Consider the following 20,156-nt stretch of genomic DNA (forward strand, 5'->3'; position numbering starts at 1 on the left):
TTCTCAGTTCGATGGGGATTTCGCGCCCATTCTGTCAGGGCGCCTCAACGACATAAATGGCTAAGTTCCCTCGTTTCAGGACATCAAGGTCGCTCTACGGCGATCGCAGTCGCCTCGCCGCCGCCGATGCATAGCGACGCCACGCCGCGCTTTAGTCCACGGGCCTGCATCGCATGCAGCAGCGTCACGATCAGCCGCGCGCCGGTGGCGCCGATGGGATGGCCCAGCGCGCAGGCGCCGCCGTTGACGTTCAGCCGGTCACGCGCAATGCCAAGGTCGCGCTGCGCGGCCATCGCGACGATCGCAAACGCCTCGTTGATCTCGAACAGGTCGACATCCTCCACCCGCCAGCCGACCTTGTCGAGCAGCTTCCTGATCGCCGGAATCGGCGCGGTCGTGAACCATTGCGGCTCCTGGCTGTGCGTGGCGTGGCCCTTGATCTCCGCGATGATGGGCAGCCCGTCACGGTCCGCACGCGAGCGCTTGGCGAGCACGAGCGCTGCGGCACCATCCGCGTTCGCAGAGGACGCCGCGGGCGTGATAGTGCCGTCTTTGCGGAACGCCGGCTTCAGCGCCGGGATCTTCGCCGGATCGACCTTGAGCGGATGCTCGTCATTGACGACCAGGCGTGCGCCGGATTTCTCGACGAGCGTGATCGGCGCGATCTCGGCCTTGAACGCGCCGCTCTCGACCGCCCTGCGCGCACGCGTCAGCGTCTCGACGGCGTAGGCATCCTGGTCGGCGCGGGTGAACTGATAGGCCTCGGCCGTCGCCTCGCCAAAATCGCCCATCGAGCGTCCGGTCTCATAGGCGTCCTCCAGGCCGTCCAGCATCATGTGATCGAGGATCCGATCGTGCCCGGCACGATAGCCGCCGCGCGCCTTGGTCAGCAGATACGGCGCGTTGCTCATGCTTTCCATGCCGCCGGACACGACGAGGTCGGCAGAACCGGCCTGGATGATATCGTGCGCCAGCATCGTAGCCTTCATTCCAGAGCCGCAGACCTTGTTGATGGTGGTGGCGCCCGTGGCATCGGGCAGGCCGGCGCCCCGTGCCGCCTGCCGCGCCGGAGCCTGGCCCTGACCTGCCGGAAGCACGTTGCCCATGACAACCTCCGTGACCGCGTCAGGCGAAACGGCGGCGCGTTCGAGCGCGGATTTGATCACGTGCGCACCGAGCTTGTGCGCGCTCAGCGGCGACAACTCGCCCATGAAGCGGCCGAGTGGAGTGCGGGCAGCGGACAGGATCACGACGGGATCGGACGAGGCCATGACAGGCTCTCCCTTGAGAAAGATGATAATCATCATATAATGAAATCGCGAAAAAGGAAACCCCGGCAATCGCGCTGAACTTGTCGTGAAGTTGGCGCGACACTGCCGGGATCCGCGAGACGAGACTTGGAGAAACTTGCTATCGCTTGCGGTCGATGAACTGCTGCATCAGCCGTTTCGGCTCGTCGGTCAGGAACGACCGTCCGAAGGCGCCGATCGATATCTCGACGGACTCCTTCAGCGGCAGCTCCTCCCATTGCCGCAGCAGAGCCTTCTGAGTCCGCAGCGCTTCGGGACCGCAGGCGAGCAGGGATGCCACGGCCTTTTCGACCGCGATGTCGAGCTCTCCCTCGGCGGCGACGGCGTCGACAAGGCCCCAGGCGAGCGCCGTCGGCGCGTCGATCGTCTCGGCCGTCATCAGCAGCCAGCGCGTGCGGCCCCAGCCGATGAGACGCGGCAGCAGCGCGGCATGAATGACCGAGGGGATGCCGACACGAACCTCGGGCATGCCGAACTTGGCATCATGTGCCGCGACACGGATATCGCAGGCCGTTGCGACCTCCAATCCGCCACCCAGACACCACCCTGGCATCCGCGCAATCACGGGTGCAGGAAAATTTCGCACCGCATCGCAGAGCCCGGCAAGTCGCGAGATGAACGTTTCCGCTGAAGCCTGATCGAGCGTCGCCATCTCCTTGATGTCGGCGCCGCCGATCATGCTCTTCCCGCTTTCGCCGGCCAAAACGAGAACGCGAATGCCGGCTTCGGCGGCGAGCGATTGCAGGCCGGCTTCTATGTCGAGAATCGCCGCCGAACCGAGAATATTGAGCGGACCGGCATTGCAGATCGTCAGCCGGACCACGCCGCGGCCGTCACGACTCACGCCGCAGTGGGAATTGAGCATGTCCATGGTTGTCCTCGTCGGGTTCCTGGGCAAGGGAGAGTGTGCCGGGAATAAATCAGGCCAGCGAAGTTGATTTAGATCAACTCGAATTCATCAAATAGCTGCAGTCAGCAGGACGCAGAACTGTTATTGTATGACCGCAGACATTCAATGGGACGGCAATGCGTTACTCTCCGGAACACAAGGCGGAAACCCACGCGCGGATCGTGCGCAAGGCATCGGTGCGGCTGCGCGAGCGTGGTGCTCACGGTGTCGGGGTTGCCGACCTGATGAAGGAGGCCGGGCTGACTCATGGCGGCTTCTATGCGCATTTCGATTCGCGCGAGGCGCTGGTCGTGGAGGCGTTCGGTTATGCGATCGACCGTTCGATTGAGCATTGGCGCAAGCTGCTGGACCAACTGCCGCCGCAGAAGCGACTCGCGGCCATCGTCGACGGCTATCTGTCCGCGGCTCATCGCGACGATGTCGGTCACGGCTGCGCGGTTCCTGCGCTCGGAGCAGAAATCGCCCGCGAGAGCGCAAAGACCCGCAAGGCCTTTGCTGCGAAGCTGGAAGAGCTGATCGCCCTGTTCGCCGAGTACATCAGCGACGTGCCGGCCAAGACTGCGCGAAGGCGGGCTTCGGCGATGCTCGCGACGCTGATGGGGACGCTCGTGATGGCGCGACTCATGGGCAGCGGCGAATTGTCAGACGAAATCCTGAGCTCCGGGCGCGAGGTGGCGCTGGCTGTCGCCAGCGGCGGCGGGCCGGCGGGGAGGGCCCCTGCGCGGGCGCCCGCGAAAAGGCCCGTGAAGAAGGCGGCAGCCGCGAAGCGCTGATCCGTCGCGCGGCTCGGATGGTGGACGCAGCGCGCCACGCTGCAGGGCCTGCCGTGATCGTGCCGGCCGAGCGAAGGGGCGGCATTTTCGCAGCGCCGGGCAGCGCTTAGACCCTTCCCAAACGCCGCAAAGACTGCAAGATGCCGGCCAAATCGGCACTGCTTACCCCTGCGGAGGATACCCCATGCGTTCGATCGGTCATTTCATTGGCGGCAAAGAGGTCAAGGGCACGTCTGGACGGACGGCCGACGTCTTCGAGCCCATGACCGGCGACGTTCAGGCCAAGGTCGCGCTGGCCTCTCGCGCCGAGCTCCGTGCCGCTGTCGAGAACGCAAAGGCGGCGCAACCGGCCTGGGCCGCGACCAATCCGCAGCGCCGCGCCCGCGTGATGATGAAGTTCGTCGAACTCGTCCAGCGCGACTATGACCAGCTCGCCGATCTGCTTGCGCGGGAGCATGGTAAGACCGTCCCCGACGCCAAGGGCGATATCCAGCGCGGCCTGGAGGTCGCGGAGTTCGCCTGCGGCATTCCGCACCTGATGAAGGGCGAGTACACTGAGGGAGCCGGCCCCGGCATCGACATCTATTCGATGCGCCAGCCGCTCGGTGTCGTTGCCGGCATCACGCCGTTCAATTTCCCGGCGATGATTCCGATGTGGAAGTTTGCCCCTGCCATCGCCTGCGGCAATGCCTTCATCCTCAAGCCCTCGGAGCGCGATCCGGGCGTGCCGATGAAGCTCGCCGAGCTGATGATCGAGGCCGGGCTGCCGGCGGGCATCCTCAACGTCGTCAACGGCGACAAGGAGGCGGTCGACGCCATCCTCGAGGATCCGGACATCATGGCGATTGGCTTCGTCGGCTCGTCGCCGATCGCGCAGTACATCTATGAGCGCGCGGCTGCGCACGCCAAGCGCTGCCAGTGCTTCGGCGGCGCCAAGAACCACGCCATCATCATGCCGGACGCCGATCTCGACCAGGCGGTCGATGCGCTGATCGGCGCCGGCTACGGCTCGGCCGGCGAGCGCTGCATGGCGGTCTCGGTCGCCGTGCCCGTCGGCAAGACCACGGCCGACCGGCTGATGGAGAAGCTGATCCCGCGCGTTGAAAGCCTGAAGATCGGCACCTCGGTCGATCCCTCGGCCGATTTCGGTCCGCTGGTGACCCGCGAGGCGGTCGAGCGCGTCAAGAATTATGTCGATATTGGCCTCAAGGAAGGCGCGACGCTCGCCGTCGACGGCCGCGGCTTCAAGATGCAGGGCTACGAGAACGGCTTCTACATGGGCGGGTGTCTGTTCGACAACGTCACCAAGGACATGCGGATCTACAAGGAGGAGATCTTCGGCCCGGTGCTGTCGGTCGTGCGCGCCAAGGACTACGCCGAGGCGCTGGCGCTGCCGTCGGAGCATGATTACGGCAACGGCGTCGCGATCTTCACCCGCGATGGCGACGCGGCGCGCGACTTCGCGGCCAAGGTCAATGTCGGCATGGTCGGCATCAACGTGCCGATCCCGGTGCCGATCGCCTACTACACCTTCGGCGGCTGGAAGAAGTCCGGCTTCGGCGACCTCAACCAGCACGGTCCGGATTCGATCCGCTTCTACACCAAGACCAAGACCGTCACCTCGCGCTGGCCGTCCGGTGTCAAGGAAGGCGCGGAGTTCTCGATCCCGCTGATGAAGTGAGGTCGGGTCCGTTCGGACTCTCTCCTTCGTCATTGCGAGCGAAGCGAAGCAATCCAGGATCTTTCTGCAGAGGCAGTCTGGATTGCTTCGTCGCCTTCGGCTCCTCGCAATGACGGCGCATGAGGAAAGCGCAAAGACCAACAAACAAGACCAGGAAACGCGGAGAACGGATGCAGTTCGCTCTCGACGAGGATCAGATCGCGGTGCGCGACATGGCGCGCGCCTTCGCGGCCGAGAAGATTGCCCCGCATGCGCTGCGCTGGGACGAGGAGAAGCATTTTCCCGTCGATGTGATGCGGGAGGCGGCGGGCCTCGGCATGGGCGGCATCTACATCCGCGACGATGTCGGCGGCTCGGGTCTCAGCCGGCTCGATGCGGCGCTGATCTTCGAGGCGCTGGCGACGGGCTGCCCCACGGTGTCAGCGTTCATCTCGATCCACAACATGGCCTCGTGGATGATCGACACCTTCGGCACCGAGGCCCAGCGCCAGGCTTACCTGCCGAAGCTCTGCGCCATGGACCTGATCGCGAGCTATTGCCTCACCGAGCCGGGCGCGGGCTCCGATGCGGCGGCGCTGCGCACGCGCGCGGTGCGCGACGGCGACGACTACGTGCTCAACGGGCAGAAGCAGTTCATCTCTGGTGCCGGCGCCACCGACATCCTCGTCGCGATGGTGCGAACCGGCGCCGATGGTCCCGGCGGCATCTCCACGCTGGTGATCGACGCCAATGCCCCCGGCGTGTCGTTCGGCGCCAATGAGCGCAAGATGGGCTGGAACGCGCAGCCGACCCGCGCCGTGATCTTCGAGAATGCGCGGGTGCCGGTGGCCAACCGGCTGGGCGCGGAGGGCATTGGGTTCAAGATCGCGATGGCGGGGCTCGACGGCGGCCGTCTCAACATCGCCGCCTGCTCGCTCGGCGGCGCGCAGGCGGCGCTCGACAAGACGCTGGCTTATACGAAAGAGCGCAAGGCGTTCGGCAAGCGGCTCGACGAATTCCAGGCGCTGCAGTTTCGCATCGCCGACATGGCGATCGAGCTGGAGGCGGCGCGCACCTTCGTCTGGCGCGCGGCGGCTGCGCTCGACCGCAAGGATGCTGACGCGACCATGCTGTGCGCCATGGCCAAGCGCTTCGGTACCGATGTCGGCTTCGAGGTCGCCAACCAGGCGCTGCAGCTGCACGGCGGCTACGGCTATTTGAGCGAATACGGCATCGAGAAGATCGTCCGTGACCTGCGCGTGCACCAGATTCTCGAAGGCACCAACGAGATCATGCGCCTGATCGTGTCGCGCAAGCTGATCGAGGCGGCGCGATGAGCGAGGTCATCGAAGGCGACCTGATCGTCCGCCGCGAAGGCTCGGCCGGCATCATCCGGCTGAACCGGCCGAAGGCGATCAACGCGATGACGCTGGAGATGTCGATGGGCATCGACGCCGCGCTGGATCGGTTCGAGGGCGATCCGGCCGTCGCAATTGTCGTGCTCGAAGGCGCGGGCGAGCGTGGACTTTGCGCGGGCGGCGACATCCGCGGGCTCTATGAGAGCTCGAAGACGAACGGCGATCTCGGCAAGGTGTTCTGGCGCCAGGAATACATCATGAACGCGCGCATCGCGGCGTTTCCAAAACCCTATGTCGCCTACATGGACGGGCTGGTGATGGGCGGCGGCGTCGGACTATCGGCGCATGGCCGTCACCGCATCGTGACCGAGAAGACCAAGCTCGCGATGCCCGAAGTCGGCCTCGGCTTCTTTCCCGACGTCGGCGGCACCTGGCTCTTGTCGCGCGCGCCTGGCGAACTCGGCGCCTATTTCGGCCTGACCGGGCAGACCATGAACGGGCCCGATGCGATCCATGCGCGCTTTGCCGATGCGGTGGTGCCGACCGAGAAATGGCCGGCGCTGCGCGAGGTCCTGACCAAAGTCAGGCCGGGCACGCTGTCGATCGAGATCGACCGGCTGATCGCCGGCTTCGCGACGTCGGAGACGGCCGGCCCGGTGGCGGCGCAGCAGGCGAAGATCGACGCGTGGTTCGCCCATGACAGCATGCACGACATCTTTACCGCGCTGAGAGCGGACGGCTCGGAGCTCGCGTTGGCGACGCTGAAGATGCTGAAGGAGAAATCGCCGCGCGGCATGGTCGTGACGCTCGAGCTGCTGCGATTGGCACGCGGTGCGGCGTCCCTGGAGGAATGCCTGGTGCGCGAGTATCGTGCGGCGCTCGAAGTGTTCCGCAGCGACGATTTCCGCGAGGGCGTGCGTGCGGCGATCATCGACAAGGACCGCGAGCCCAGATGGTCGCCGCCTGATGTCGATCAGGTGACACCGGACATGCTGGCGCCATATCTTGCCGAGATTGGCGCCGACGAGCTGACCTTTCCGCAGAGCAAATAACAATCAGGTCGAGGGGAGAGAACGAACCATGGCAACGATCGCATTCATCGGCCTCGGCAACATGGGCGGACCAATGGCCGCCAACCTGGTCAAGGCCGGCCACAAGGTGGTCGCGTTCGATCTGGTCGAGGCCTCGCGCATCCAGGCCAAGGCCGATGGCGCCGAAATCGCCGACAGCGCCGTCGCCGCGGCCAAAAGCGCCGATGCCGTCGTCACCATGCTGCCGGCCGGCAAGCATGTGCAGGCGGTCTGGAACGAGGTCGTGCCGGCGATGTCCAAGGGGGCGCTGATCATCGATTCCTCGACCATCGATGTCGAGAGCGCGCGCGCCGCGCATGCGCTGGCCGCAAGGCACGGCATCGCCGCCGTGGACGCGCCGGTGTCCGGTGGCACCGGCGGCGCCAAGGCCGCAACGCTCACCTTCATGTGCGGCGGCGAGGAAAGCGCCTTCGCCACGGCGAAGCCGATCCTGGAGAAGATGGGCAAGAAGATCGTCCATTGCGGCGGCGCCGGCGCGGGGCAGGCGGCCAAGATCTGCAACAACATGATCCTTGGCATTTCGATGATCGCGGTGAGCGAGGCCTTTGCGCTCGGCGAGAAGCTCGGCCTGTCGCATCAGGCGCTGTTCGACGTCGCCTCGACCTCGTCAGGACAGTGCTGGTCGCTGACATCCTATTGCCCGGTGCCGGGCCCGGTGCCGGCCTCGCCGGCCAACAACGACTACAAGCCCGGCTTTGCGACGGCGCTGATGCTCAAGGACCTCACGCTGTCGCAGGACGCCGCCAAGGCGGCCGGCGCGGCGACGCCGCTCGGGCAGCACGCGCAGGAGATCTACAAGGCATTTGAGGCTGCCGGCCATGGCGGCGTCGATTTTTCAGGGATCATTCAGCACGTTCGCAAGCTCGCCGGGACCATCTGATGACGACATTCAAGGACGCACGCGCGTTTCTGCTGGCGCATCGCACCGACTACGATGCGGCCGTGAAGGGTTTTCGCTGGCCCGATCCCGTCCCGTTCAACTGGGCGCTCGACTGGTTCGATGCCGAACTCGCATCTGATCCGGAGAGTCGCGAGCGGACGGCGCTATGGATCTTCGATGCCGCGCAGGACCGCCAGACCAAGCTGTCCTTCGCGGCGCTGGCGCGCCGCTCCAACCAGGTCGCGAATTTCCTGCGCGCGCAGGGGCTGAAGCGCGGGGACCATCTGCTGCTGCTGCTCGGCAATGTCGTGCCGCTGTGGGAGACGATGCTGGCGGCGATGAAGCTCGGCGTCGTCGTGATCCCCGCGACCACGCTGCTGACGACCGACGAGCTGCGCGATCGTCTGGAGCGCGGCCGCGCCAAGGCCGTGGTCGCCGCGCAGGACCAGGTGGCGAAGTTCGCCGATCTCGGCGCCGATGATCTCGTCCGCGTCGTCGTCGGCGCGCCGGCAGCGCCTGCCGGCTGGCTGCCGTTCGAGCAGGCGGCCGACGCGGCCGAGGCGTTCACGCCGGATGGGCCGACGCAGCCGGATGATCCGATGCTGCTGTATTTCACCTCGGGCACCACGGCCAAGCCGAAGCTGGTGCGGCACAGCCACCGCAGCTATCCGGTCGGCCATCTCTCGACCATGTACTGGCTCGGCCTGCAGCCGGGCGACGTGCACCTCAACATCTCCTCGCCGGGCTGGGCCAAGCATGCCTGGAGCTGCTTCTTCTCGCCCTGGAATGCCGGCGCCACGGTATTCGTGGTCAATCAGCCGCGCTTCGACGCCAAGGGGCTGCTCGCGATCATCAAACGCTGCGGCGTCACGACGCTGTGCGCGCCACCCACGGTGTGGCGGCTGTTCATCCAGGAGCACCTCGCCGACTTCAAGGTCTCGTTGCGCGAGGCCTGCGGCGCCGGCGAGCCGCTCAATCCGGAGGTGATCGATCAGGTGCGTGCCGCCTGGGGGCTGACGATTCGCGACGGCTATGGCCAGACCGAAACCGCGGCCATCGTCGGCAACTCGCCGGGCCAGAAACTGAAGATCGGCTCGATGGGCCGGCCGCTGCCGGGCTATCGCGTCGAGGTCGCCGACATCGACGGCAATCTCGCCAGAGAAGGCGAGATCACGCTGGCGCTCACCGGCGAGCGTCCGGCCGGCCTGATGCAGGGCTATCAGGGCGACGACGGTAAGCTGTCCGGCACCGATGGCACGCGCTACCGCACGGGAGATGTCGTGTTCCAGGACGACGACGGCTATCTCACCTTCGTCGGCCGCTCCGACGACGTGTTCAAATCATCCGACTACCGCATCTCGCCGTTCGAACTGGAAAGCGTGCTGCTGGAGCATGAGGCCGTCGCCGAGGCTGCCGTTGTGCCGTCTCCGGATCCCATCCGTCTCGCCATCCCGAAAGCCTATGTGTTGCTGACAGCGGGCGCGGAGCGCTCGCGCGCCACGGCGCTGTCGATCTTCGTGCATCTTCAGGCGCGGCTGGCGCCGTTCAAGCGCATCCGCCGGCTCGAGCTCGTGAGCGAGCTGCCGAAGACGATCTCCGGAAAGATACGCCGCGTGCAGCTGCGCCGGCTGGAGCATGAGGACGACCGCACGGATCATCTGCGCGGCACGGAGTTCAAGGAAGAGGATTTCCCGGAGCTGAAGACCAGGCCGTCCGGGCACGAGGTGTAGGAACGCATGAACCAGATCTGGAAGAAGCCGCCGATTTCGCTCGCAGCCTATCAGGCCATGGTGGGCCAGGAGATCGGCGTGTCATCGTGGCACGTGCTCGATCAACAGCGCATAGACACCTATGCCGATGTGATCGAGGATCATCAGTTCATCCATGTCGATCCGGAGAAAGCCAAGGCGACGCCGTTCGGCACCACGATCGCGCACGGTTTTCTGACGATGTCGCTGCTGTCGGTGATGTCCTACGAGGTGATGCCGGCGATCGAGGGCACGGCGATGGGCGTCAATTACGGCTTCGACAAGCTGCGCTTCATCTCGCCGGTGAAATCGGGAAAACGCGTGCGCGGCCGCTTCGTGCTGGCGGAAGCCACGCTGCGCAAGCCCAAGGAATTGCAGTCGCGCACCAATGTCACGGTCGAGATCGAAGGCGAGGACAAACCCGCGCTGGTCGCCGACTGGATCGGACTGATCTATCTCAGCTAACTCTCTTCGTCCCAACCCACCCCTCGTCATCGCCGGGCTTGACCCGGCGATCCAACAAAACTGAGAGTTTTCGAAGTGGATGGATGCCCGGGTCAAGCCCGGGCATGACGAGCCTAGAACCTAGGACACAGCAACATGGCAATCAGATTTGACGGACGCGTCGCCATCGTCACCGGCGCAGGCAATGGTCTCGGACGCGCGCATGCGCTGGGATTGGCGAGCCGCGGCGCCAAGGTCGTGGTCAATGATTTCGGTGGCGCGCGCGACGGCACCGGCGGCTCGATGACTGCGGCGGAGACGGTGGTCGAGGAGATCCGCAAAGCCGGCGGCACCGCGATCGCCGACGGCGCCGACGTCTCGAATTTCGAGCAGGTCACTGCGATGGTCGAGCGCGCCACGAAGGAGTGGGGCAGCGTCGACATCATGTGCGCCAATGCCGGCATCCTGCGCGACAAGTCGTTCGGCAAGATGGAGGTGGCGGATTTCGCCAAGGTGCTCGACGTGCATCTGGTCGGCAGCTTCTACTGCTGCAAGGCGGTGTGGAACGGCATGCGCGAGCGCAACTACGGCCGCATCGTGCTGACGACGTCGTCGTCCGGCCTGTTCGGCAATTTCGGCCAGGCCAACTACGGCGCGGCCAAGACCGGCATGGTCGGCCTGATGAACGTGCTGGCGGAGGAGGGCCGCAAGACCAACATCCGCGTCAACATCATCTCGCCGACGGCGGCGACGCGCATGACGGAGGAACTGCTGCCACCGCAGGCGCTGCAGCTGATGAAGCCGGAATCGATCACGCCCGCGGTGGAGTATCTGCTGAGCGAGGACGCGCCGACCCGGACCATCATGGGCGCGGGTGCTGGCTCCTTCGCGGTGATCAGGATCCTGGAGAGCGAGGGCATCAACCTGCCGCCGGAGGAATGGACGCCGGACGCGATCGCCGCGCATTTTGCCGAGATCAGCGACATGTCGAAGGCGAGGGCGCTGCAGGGCGCATTCGAGCAGACGCAGAAATATGTCGGTCAGGCCGCCGCGCGGCTGGGGATCAAGCTGTAAGACACGATGCCCGGGTCGAACTCCGCCGTCATGGCCGGGCTTGACCCGGCCATCCACGTCTTTGGCACTGAATGCGTGGAGAGGCGGGGATGCCCGGGTCAAGCCCGGGCATGACGACCTTTTGCTCGGCGACCTGCTCGGCCTAGATTGGCGCCATGTCCTCTTCAAACCAAGTCGCCGTCATCGGAGCCGGCCCGGCCGGACTGATGGCGGCCGAGGTGCTGGCCGAGGGCGGGACCGCCGTCACCGTCTACGATGCGATGCCGTCGGTGGCGCGCAAGTTTCTGATGGCCGGTCGCGGCGGCCTCAACCTCACCCATAGCGAAGAGCTGCCCGCCTTCCTGGCGCGCTACCGCGAGGCGGCGGCGTGGCTTGAGCCGGCGATCCGCGCGTTCCCGCCACAGCGGCTGCGCGACTGGTGCGAGGCGCTGGGCGAGCCGACCTTCGTCGGCTCCTCGGGCCGCGTGTTTCCGAGGGCAATGAAAGCCTCGCCGCTGCTGCGCGCGTGGCTGCGCCGCCTCGATGCGCAGGGCGTGCGCGTCGAGTTGCGGCATCGCTGGACCGGCTGGGACGCGGACGGACATCTCACATTCGAAACGCCGGCGGGAGCGCGCGCGGTCGCCGCTGACGCTGTCGTGCTCGCGCTCGGCGGCGCCTCTTGGCCGCGGCTCGGGTCCGACGGCGGCTGGGTGCCGATCCTGGCGGCGAAGGGCGTCGCGATCGCGCCGCTGCGGCCGGCCAATTGCGGCTTCACCGTCGCCTGGTCAGACATCTTCCGCGATCGCTTCGAGGGCCAGCCGCTGAAGGGCATCGCGCTGTCGTTCGGTGATCGCGGCGTGCGCGGGGAGGCTGTCGTCACGCGCGATGGCATCGAGGGCGGCGCCGTCTATGCGCTGTCGGCGGAGCTGCGCGAGGTGATCGCGCTGACAGGGGGGGCGATCCTGCATGTCGCGCTGCGGCCCGACCTTGCGACAGCCGATCTCGTCACGCGGCTCTCGGCACCGCGCGGCAAGCAGTCGTTCTCGAACGTGCTGCGCAAGGCGGTGCAGTTGTCGCCGGTGGCGATCGGGCTGCTGCAGGAGGCGGCCAGGGCGCACGGCCTGTCACTCTCGTCGCTGCCGCCCGATCGTCTCGCGGCGCTGATCAATGCCGTGCCGCTGAAGCTGACGGGCACCGCCGGACTCGCCCGCGCCATCTCCAGCGCCGGCGGCATCGCGCATGACGAGCTTGACGCCGATTACATGCTCAAACGCCTGCCCGGTGTGTTCGCCGCCGGCGAGATGCTCGATTGGGAGGCCCCGACCGGCGGCTATCTGCTGCAAGCCTCGTTCGCGACCGGGGCCGCCGCGGGCAGGGGCATCTTGAAGCGGCTCGAATTGTAGGGTGGCAAAGCGAAGCGTGCCCACCATTGGCATTCGTACAAGAACGCGGTGGGCACGACGCTTCGCGCCTTTGCCCACCCTACAGATTTCTCGTCATTGCGAGCGAAGCGACGTGTCCGCCGAAGCTCCTCGAGCGTAGGTGGAAGCAATCCAGGGTCACGCGCGCGACTCTGGATTGCTTCGTCGCTTCGCTCCTCGCAGTGACGCTGCGAGAGAGCTTCGTCCTACCGCAGCTTGCCCCGCGCCGCGACCGGCAACGTGCCCAGGATCTCCTCGCCGCGGACCATCACGACCTCGTCCATCATGTTGACGACGACGCAGACGTGGTTGGGGATGATGCGCACGACGTCGCCGACATTGGGGCGGGTGTTGCTGCGGGAGAGATCGAGGAAGCCGTGCTCCTCGGCGAAGCGCGCGATCTTCGCTTCCGGGTGCTCCAGGATCAGGCCGTGGCCGTCGAGGCCGCCGGTGTCGGTCGTCAGCGTCTTCGAGCCGGCGTCGAGGATGCCGCGCTCGGGCGCGGCGCGGCTGACGACGGTGGAGTAGATGTGCAGCGCGCAGTCGTCCCAGGTCGCGACCCCGGCGGCGACCTGCATGCGGTCGTTGTAGATGTAGGTGCCGGGCCGGTGCTCGGTGGCGCCCTTGAGCTTGCCGAGATTCTTCAGGTTGGGCGAGCCGCCGGTCGAGACGATGGCAGCCTCCAGCCCTTCGGCGCGAACGCCGGCCAGGGCCTCGTCATAGAAGCGCTGCGCCTCGTCCCAGCCGGTCTCGGTCGGGTACATCATGAAGCCGGCGAAGCGCAGGCCCTCGCTGGCCTTGATCTGGCGCGCAAGCTGGATCGCCTCGGCCGGTGTCTCGACGCCGGCGCGCTTGCGGCCGGTGTCGCATTCGACCACGACCGACAGCGTGCGGCCGGATTGTTTTGCTGCCTGCGGCAGGCCGGCGATCACGGTCGCGTTGTCGGCGGCGACGGTCATATCGGCCTTGGTCTGCAGCGCGGCAAGACGCGCCATTTTTTCCTCGCCGATCAGGTTGTAGCTGATCAGGATGTTACTGATGCCAGCGGCCGCCATGATCTCGGCCTCGCCGATCTTCTGGCAGGTGATGCCTTGCGCGCCGGCCTCGATCTGCAGCTTGGCCAGCACCGGGCTCTTGTGGGTCTTGATGTGCGGGCGGTTGGCGACGCCCGCGGCCTCGCACTGGGCCTGGATGCGCGCGATGTTGCGCTCAACTCTGTCCATGTCGATGACGGCGCAGGGCGTGCCGTAGTCCCTGGCGATCTTGGCGGCGAGCGGGGTGGTCATGTCATTTACTCCATATAACCGTCATTGCGAGGAGCGAAGCGACGAAGCAATCCAGAGTCACGACTGCAGCCCTGGATTGCTTCCGCCGTCGCCCTTCGGGCTATGGCGGACATGTCGCTTCGCTCGCAATGACGAAGTGATTTCGATGAACGTCACGCGCCCTCGATCTCCTCGCGCAGCACTTCGAGCTCCAACCAGCGGTCTTCGGCGGCGGTGAGCTCGGCTTGCGCAGTGGCGAGGGCGAGGGAGGCGGCGTCGAATTTCTTGCGGTCTTTCGCATATAGCGCGGGGTCGGCGAGCACGGCCTGCTGCTTGGCGATCTCGGCTTGCAGCTTGGCGATCGTCTTCGGCAAGGTCTCCAGTGCGTGCTTCTCGTTGAAGGAGAGCTTGCGCTTCGGCGCGCTCGCAGGCGCCGCGGCCGCGTGCTTGGTTTCCTTCTTCTCCTCAGCCGCCTTGGCATGCTGGCGCTTCAGGTCGGCACCGCGCTGAGCCAGCATGTCGCTGTAGCCACCGGCGTATTCCTGCCATTTGCCGTTGCCCTCGGGGACGATCACCGAGGTGACCACGCGATCGAGGAAGTCGCGGTCGTGGCTGATCAGGATCACCGTGCCCTCGTAGTCGCCGAGCATGTCCTCGAGCACGTCGAGTGTCTCCAAGTCGAGATCGTTGGTCGGCTCGTCCAGCACCAGCAGGTTCGATGGCTTGGCCAGTGCGCGCGCCAGCATCAGCCGGCCGCGCTCGCCCCCGGAGAGCACTTCGAGCGGCGTGCGCATCTGCTCGCGCGAGAACAGGAAGTCCTCCATGTAGCCGACGACGTGCTTCGGCTTGCCGGCCACCATGACGTGATCGCCGCGGCCGCCGGTCAGCGCTTCGGCGAGCGTCGTCCGGGGATCGAGGCTCTCGCGGTGCTGGTCGAGCGTCGCCGTCTCCAGATTGACGCCGAGCCGGATGCTGCCGCTGTCCGGCTCGCTGCCGCCGGTGAGCAGGTTGACCAGCGTGGTCTTGCCGGCGCCGTTGGGGCCGACGATGCCGATGCGGTCGCCGCGCTGGATGCGGATGGAGAAGTTGTCGACGATCTTGCGATCACCATAGCTCTTCGATGCGCCCTTCGCTTCGATCACCAGCTTGCCGGACTTGTCGGCCTCGGCCGCGGCGAGGTTGGCGGCGCCCGCCGTGCCGCGATAGTCGCGGCGCTGCTGGCGCAGCGCATGCAGATTGGCGAGCCGCTTGACGTTGCGCTTGCGGCGGCCGGAGACGCCGTAGCGCAGCCAGTGCTCTTCGTTGACGATCTTGCGGTCGAGCTTGTGCTGCTCGCGTTCTTCCTCCGCCAGCACCTCGTCGCGCCACGCCTCGAACGCCGCAAAGCCGCGGTCGATCTGCCTGATCTGGCCGCGGTCGAGCCACGCGGTCGCGCGGGACAGATTGGTAAGGAAACGACGATCGTGACTGATCAGCACCAGCGCCGAGCTTCGGCCGTCGAGCTCGTTCTCCAGCCACTCGATGGTCGTGAGGTCGAGGTGGTTGGTCGGCTCGTCCAGCAGCAGGATGTCGGGGTTGGGCGCAAGCACGCGCGCCAGCGCCGCGCGACGCGCCTCGCCGCCGGAGACATGCGCGGGATCCTCTTCTCCGGTCAGTCCGAGCTGCTCGACGAGATAGCGCGCCTGATAGTGATCGTCGCCCGGGCCGAGCCCGGCCTCGACATAGGACAGCGTGGTGGCATGGCCGGAGAAATCCGGCTCCTGCGGCAGATAGCGAACCGTGGCGCCCGGCTGCACGAAGCGGGTGCCGCTGTCGCATTCGACGAGGCCGGCGGCGATCTTGAGCAGCGTCGACTTGCCGGAGCCGTTGCGGCCGATCAGGCAGACGCGCTCGCCGGGCGAGACCGACAGTTCGACGCCCTGCAGCAGCGCGGTGCCGCCGAAGGTCAGGCGGATGTCTTTGAGTTGGATGAGAGGCGGCGCCATATCTCTAGCTCTGCTGCTGGACCCGCGCCGCGCGCTGGCGCTGCAGGCGGCGGATCGTGGTATCGAGGGTGGAGAGGAAGGTGGAGCGGTCGCGCGGCGTGAACGAGCGCGGGCCGCCGGTCACCTCGCCCGATGACCGCAGATCGGTCATGAGGTTGCGCACAGCGAGCGTCATGCCGATCGACTCCTCGGTGAACGGCTTGCCGTTCGGTGCGATCACGGCGCTGCCGGCCTTGACGCAGCGGCTCGCCAGCGGAATGTCCGCGGTGATGACGACGTCGTCGGCGCCGGCGCGCTCTGCGATCCAGTCATCCGCGGCATCCATGCCGCTGCCGGCCGCCACGCGCGTGATCAGGGGATCCTCGGGCACGCGGATGAAGCCGCCCGCAACCACGATCACTGGCAGGCCGTGGCGGATCGCGACGCGATAGATCTCGTCCTTCACCGGACAGGCGTCGGCGTCGACATAGATCGTGACAGGGGCGAGCTCGGCGGTTTCGGTCGTCATCTGGCGTTCTGCTGGGGGTGGCCGGTTGGTACCCCATCGCCAGCCAAATTGCGAGCCAAACGCTGGCCTTGCCAGGACCTTTCCGGCCGTTACCATCGCCCGAAAAGGGTCAAAGGGAGGCAAGGATGGCAGACGGAATCGCGACCTATGCGGTCGAGGCGTTCAACACGGCCAAGCAGTCCGAGAACAAGATGCACGATGACAGCGTGGCGCGCCGGTTCGGCTTCGCCGGCGGCCTCGTGCCCGGCGTCGAGGTGCTGGCCTACATGCTGCATCAGCCGGTTGTGCGCTGGGGCCGGGCATTCCTGGAGCGCGGGCTGATCGAGGCGCGGTTCACCAAGCCGGTCTATGACGGCGAGATCGCCGAGGTCAGGGCGGAGGAGGTCGGCGACGGGCTCCGCCTGGAGGTGACGAGTAAAAGCGAGATCTGCGCCACCGGTTCCGCGTCGTTGCCGGCGGCGGCGCCGGACGTGGTGCTGGCCGGCTATCGCGATGTTCCGCCAGCAGCGGTGCGGTCGGTGATCGGCGCAGACTCGTTCGCCGTCGGCAACTGGCTCGGCACTGCGCCACGCGCCTGGCCGGGGCAGGCGGCGACGGCCTATCTCGCCGAGATTCGCGAGCGCGATCCGATCTATTCCGGCGAGCGGCTCGGTCATCCCGGCATGCTGCAGCGGGTGATGAACCGCCTGCTGGTCGACAACATCGTGCTCGGTCCGTGGATTCACGTCGGCAGCCGCATGCAGCTGCTGTCGGCGATTGCCGAAACCGACGAGATCACCGCGCGTGGCCGGGTGGTCGCGAACTACGAGAAGAAGGGACACCGCTTCGTCGAGATCGATGCGCTGGTGGTGGCGAACGGCACGCGGCCGCTGGCGCACTGTCACCATGTGGCGATCTACCAGCCGCGCGCGCAGGCGGCGGCGTAATGGTAAAAGGCAGGCGGCATCCATAAAGCAGCTGTCATGCTCCGCGCAGGCGGAGCATCCAGTACGCCGCGACGTCTCGGCTGAATCGTAGCCGCCTCGGAGTATTGGATCGTCCGCATGCGGACGATGACAGTTGAGATTGGGGCATGCTGGTCGCCCCACGCTCCCGTCATTGCGAGCGCAGCGAAGCAATCCAGACTGTCTCCGTGGAAGGATTCTGGATTGCTTCGCTACGCGCTACGCTCGCAATGACGTGGAGAGGACCCGCGGCCCAATCTCGACAGTCCGTAGCCCGGATGCGCGCACGCGGGTGCAGGCGGGAGCGACATCCGGGTTCACCGATACGGCCCGTGAGACCCCGCATATCGCTGCGCTCGTGCGGGCTACGGGCTTTTCGTTTAGCAATGAGATGTTTTCGCCTCATCGCGAGCGCAGCGAAGCAGCTACGCCGCGGTCTTCGCCTTGCCGTCCTGGATCGCGCGCCAGAGCTTCTCGGTGGTCAGCGGCATGTCCAGGTGCTTCACGCCATAGTCCGACAGCGCGTCGATCACGGCATTGATCACACTCGCCATCGAGCCGGCGCAGCCGGCTTCGCCGCAGCCCTTGGTGCCCAAGGGATTGCTCTTGGCGGGCACCGGATGGTTGTCCACCGTCATCATCGGCACGTCGGAGGCGCGCGGCAGCGCGTAGTCCATCAGCGAGCCGGTGATCGGCTGGCCGCTCTCGTCGTAGCGCAGATGCTCCATCAGCGCCTGGCCGATGCCCTGGGCGACGCCGCCATGCAGCTGGCCGGCCACGATCATCGGATTGATCACCGTGCCGAAGTCGTTGATTGCGGTATACGCGACGATCTGCGCGACGCCGGTGTCCGGCTCGATCTCGACCTCGCAGACGTGGCAGCCATTGGGGAAGGTCGACTCCGTGACCGTCGAGTTGTGGTCGACGTCGAGCGAGGCCGGCACGCCCTCGGGCATCTTGCCGTCGCGTAGGCGGCGCGCTAGCTCCATGACGTCGATGCTGCGGTCGGTGCCGGCGATGGTGAACTGGCCGTCTGCGAACTCGATGTCGGCTTCCGAGGCTTCGAGCAGATGCGCCGCCGCCTGCTTGCCCTTGGCAATGACGAGCTGCGAGGACTCGACGATTGCCTGGCCGGTCGCGGTGATCGAGCGCGAGCCGCCGGTGCCGTTGCCGAACCGCACGAGATCGGAATCGCTCTGCTCCAGCCTGATCTTCTCGAAGGGCACGCCGAGCTGCGCCGACAAGACCTGCGAGAACGGGGTCGCGTGGCCCTGGCCGTAATCGAGCGTGCCGGTCGTCAGGGTCACGCCGCCATCGGCGTCGAAGGTGATCTTGCCGAGCTCGCCCGACGGCGGCGCGGTCACCTCGAGATACGAGCCGACCGCGATGCCGCGCAGCTTGCCGTTCTTGCGGCTCTCGCGCTTGCGCTTGGCGAAGCCGGCGTAGTCGGAGACCTGCAGCGCCTTCTCGAACACCGCGGCGAAGTCGCCGGAGTCGTAGGTCACGCCCGACGCGGCCGGGAACGGCATCTGGCTCGGCTTGATGAAGTTGCGCTTGCGGATGGTGAGACGGTCGATGCCCATCTCGCGCGCGGCGGTGTCGATCAGCCGCTCCATGAAGTAGTTCGCCTCGGGGCGGCCGGCGCCGCGATAGGCGCCCATCAGGGTGACGTTGGTGAGCACGGTCTTGATGTCGACGCCCAGCAGCGGCGTCTTGTAGACGCTGGCGAGGTTCTTGCCGGTGTTGAGCGACAGCGGCAGCGGCGCCACGCCCATGATGTAGGCGCCGAGATTGCCATAGCCGGACAGCCTGACAGCGAGGAACTTGCCGTCGGCGTCGAGCGCCAGCTCGCCATGGATGATCTGGTCGCGACCCTGGCTGTCGGACAGGAAGGCGGTGGTGCGCTCGTCGCGCCACTTCACGGGACGGCCGAGCTGCTTCGCCGCGTGCAGAATGCAGACGTACTCAGGATAGGAGACGTTCTTCATCCCGAACGAGCCACCAACATTGGTGGTGAGGATGCGGACCTTGTCCGGTGCGACGTTGAGGATCTTGGCCAGCGTCGCCTTGTTGCCGGACACGCCCTGGGTCGGCACCTGCAAGGTGAAGCGCTCGGTCTTGCCGTCGAACGCGGCGAGCGCCACGCGCGGCTCCATCGACACCACGGCGACGCGGGTGTTGACGATGTCGAGCTTGGTGACGTGCGCGGCCTTGGCGAAGGCCTCTTCGATCTTGGCCGTGTCGCCGTAATGATAATCGAGCGCGACGTTGTTGGGGATATGGTCATAGAGCTGCGGCGCGCCGGGCTTGGCGGCTTCCTCGGCATTGGTGACCGCGGGCAGGGGCTCGATATCGACCTCGACCGCCTCGGCCGCGTCGCGGGCCTGGGCCGCGGTCTCCGCCACCACGAACGCGACGGGGTCGCCGACGAAGCGCACCTTGTCGGTGACGAGCGCCGGCCGGTTGGTCTGCAGCAGCGGCGAGCCGTCCCGGCCCTTCAGCGGCAGGCCGCAGGTGAACGGGCCATAGTTGGCTCCGGCGAGGTCGGCTCCAGTCCACACCCCGAGCACGCCGGGCATGGCCTTGGCGGCCGCGGTGTCGATCCTCTTGATGATGCCATGGGCGTGGCTGGAGCGCACGATCCAGGCATGGGCCTGGCCGGGCAGGTTGAAATCGTCGGTATATTTGCCGTGACCGCGCACCAGCGTGTCGTCCTCCTTGCGCCGGACCGGCTGCCCGACGCCGAATTTCTGCAGCGCGATCGCGTTTTCGAGGGAGGCCGGGACGGTGTGATCTTGCATGAATG

15 protein-coding genes and 1 pseudogene are annotated in these 20,156 nt (G+C 66.5%); 10 read left to right on the forward strand and 6 right to left on the reverse strand.

Features of this window, described 5'->3' with window-relative positions:
- Positions 1 to 83 precede the first annotated feature (83 nt).
- Together QX070_RS21870 and QX070_RS21875 are read right to left on the reverse strand one after the other, a co-directional pair.
- A complete protein-coding gene (locus QX070_RS21870; protein WP_315739153.1) occupies positions 84 to 1,271 on the reverse strand; it encodes an acetyl-CoA C-acyltransferase in 1,188 nt (395 codons plus the stop codon).
- 139 nt (positions 1,272 to 1,410) lie between these two features.
- On the reverse strand, positions 1,411 to 2,181 hold the full coding sequence (locus QX070_RS21875) for an enoyl-CoA hydratase (protein ID WP_315739154.1): 771 nt from the start codon (positions 2,179 to 2,181) through the stop codon (positions 1,411 to 1,413).
- Between the two features lie 155 nt (positions 2,182 to 2,336).
- Between QX070_RS21875 and QX070_RS21880 the strand changes: the two genes are divergently transcribed.
- The 9 genes and pseudogenes from QX070_RS21880 (at position 2,337) to QX070_RS21920 (ending at position 12,630) form a co-directional block, all read left to right on the forward strand.
- The gene (locus QX070_RS21880; RefSeq protein WP_315739155.1) at positions 2,337 to 2,993 is read left to right on the forward strand and encodes a TetR/AcrR family transcriptional regulator; all 657 of its coding nucleotides are present in this window, start codon (positions 2,337 to 2,339) and stop codon (positions 2,991 to 2,993) included.
- 184 nt (positions 2,994 to 3,177) lie between these two features.
- On the forward strand, positions 3,178 to 4,674 hold the full coding sequence (locus tag QX070_RS21885) for a CoA-acylating methylmalonate-semialdehyde dehydrogenase (RefSeq protein ID WP_315739156.1): 1,497 nt from the start codon (positions 3,178 to 3,180) through the stop codon (positions 4,672 to 4,674).
- Positions 4,675 to 4,844: 170 nt separating this feature from the next.
- Positions 4,845 to 5,990 (forward strand): isobutyryl-CoA dehydrogenase, encoded by a 1,146-nt coding sequence (locus tag QX070_RS21890; protein WP_315739157.1) that lies wholly within the window; start codon positions 4,845 to 4,847, stop codon positions 5,988 to 5,990.
- On the forward strand, positions 5,987 to 7,063 hold the full coding sequence (locus QX070_RS21895) for an enoyl-CoA hydratase/isomerase family protein (RefSeq protein ID WP_315739158.1): 1,077 nt from the start codon (positions 5,987 to 5,989) through the stop codon (positions 7,061 to 7,063). Before QX070_RS21890 ends, QX070_RS21895 begins: the two co-directional genes overlap by 4 nt.
- Before the next feature lie 10 nt (positions 7,064 to 7,073).
- Positions 7,074 to 7,982: pseudogene (mmsB, locus tag QX070_RS21900) on the forward strand (3-hydroxyisobutyrate dehydrogenase); the annotation flags it as partial.
- Entirely contained in the window at positions 7,982 to 9,712 is a 1,731-nt protein-coding gene (locus tag QX070_RS21905) for an AMP-binding protein (RefSeq protein ID WP_315739160.1), read from the forward strand. The pseudogene mmsB and the gene QX070_RS21905, both read left to right, overlap by 1 nt.
- Before the next feature lie 6 nt (positions 9,713 to 9,718).
- On the forward strand, positions 9,719 to 10,195 hold the full coding sequence (locus QX070_RS21910; RefSeq protein WP_315739161.1) for a MaoC family dehydratase: 477 nt from the start codon (positions 9,719 to 9,721) through the stop codon (positions 10,193 to 10,195).
- 135 nt (positions 10,196 to 10,330) lie between these two features.
- A complete protein-coding gene (locus QX070_RS21915; protein ID WP_315739162.1) occupies positions 10,331 to 11,248 on the forward strand; it encodes an SDR family NAD(P)-dependent oxidoreductase in 918 nt (305 codons plus the stop codon).
- Positions 11,249 to 11,403: 155 nt separating this feature from the next.
- The gene (locus tag QX070_RS21920) at positions 11,404 to 12,630 is read left to right on the forward strand and encodes a TIGR03862 family flavoprotein (protein ID WP_315739163.1); all 1,227 of its coding nucleotides are present in this window, start codon (positions 11,404 to 11,406) and stop codon (positions 12,628 to 12,630) included.
- 224 nt (positions 12,631 to 12,854) lie between these two features.
- Here QX070_RS21920 and QX070_RS21925 read toward each other — a convergent pair whose 3' ends face one another.
- The 3 genes from QX070_RS21925 to QX070_RS21935 form a co-directional block, all read right to left on the reverse strand.
- Positions 12,855 to 13,934 carry a D-TA family PLP-dependent enzyme gene (locus QX070_RS21925; RefSeq protein WP_315739165.1) on the reverse strand — a complete coding sequence of 360 codons (1,080 nt, stop codon included), beginning with the start codon at positions 13,932 to 13,934 and terminating at the stop codon, positions 12,855 to 12,857.
- A 152-nt stretch (positions 13,935 to 14,086) separates the two neighbouring features.
- Positions 14,087 to 15,898: an ABC-F family ATP-binding cassette domain-containing protein gene (locus tag QX070_RS21930; protein WP_315739166.1), complete on the reverse strand. Its 1,812-nt coding sequence runs from the start codon at positions 15,896 to 15,898 to the stop codon at positions 14,087 to 14,089.
- Between the two features lie 4 nt (positions 15,899 to 15,902).
- Positions 15,903 to 16,406, reverse strand: coding sequence for a YaiI/YqxD family protein (locus QX070_RS21935; protein WP_315739167.1), 504 nt, complete (start codon positions 16,404 to 16,406; stop codon positions 15,903 to 15,905).
- A 125-nt stretch (positions 16,407 to 16,531) separates the two neighbouring features.
- Here QX070_RS21935 and QX070_RS21940 point away from each other — a divergent pair, with 125 nt between their 5' ends.
- Positions 16,532 to 17,332, forward strand: coding sequence for a hypothetical protein (locus QX070_RS21940; protein WP_315739168.1), 801 nt, complete (start codon positions 16,532 to 16,534; stop codon positions 17,330 to 17,332).
- Between the two features lie 443 nt (positions 17,333 to 17,775).
- Here QX070_RS21940 and QX070_RS21945 read toward each other — a convergent pair whose 3' ends face one another.
- Positions 17,776 to 20,151 (reverse strand): xanthine dehydrogenase family protein molybdopterin-binding subunit, encoded by a 2,376-nt coding sequence (locus tag QX070_RS21945; protein WP_315739169.1) that lies wholly within the window; start codon positions 20,149 to 20,151, stop codon positions 17,776 to 17,778.
- Between the last annotated feature and the right edge of the window lie 5 nt (positions 20,152 to 20,156).

It is taken from the genome of Bradyrhizobium sp. SZCCHNR1093 (assembly GCF_032381175.1).
Taxonomy (GTDB): Bacteria; Pseudomonadota; Alphaproteobacteria; order Rhizobiales; family Xanthobacteraceae; genus Bradyrhizobium.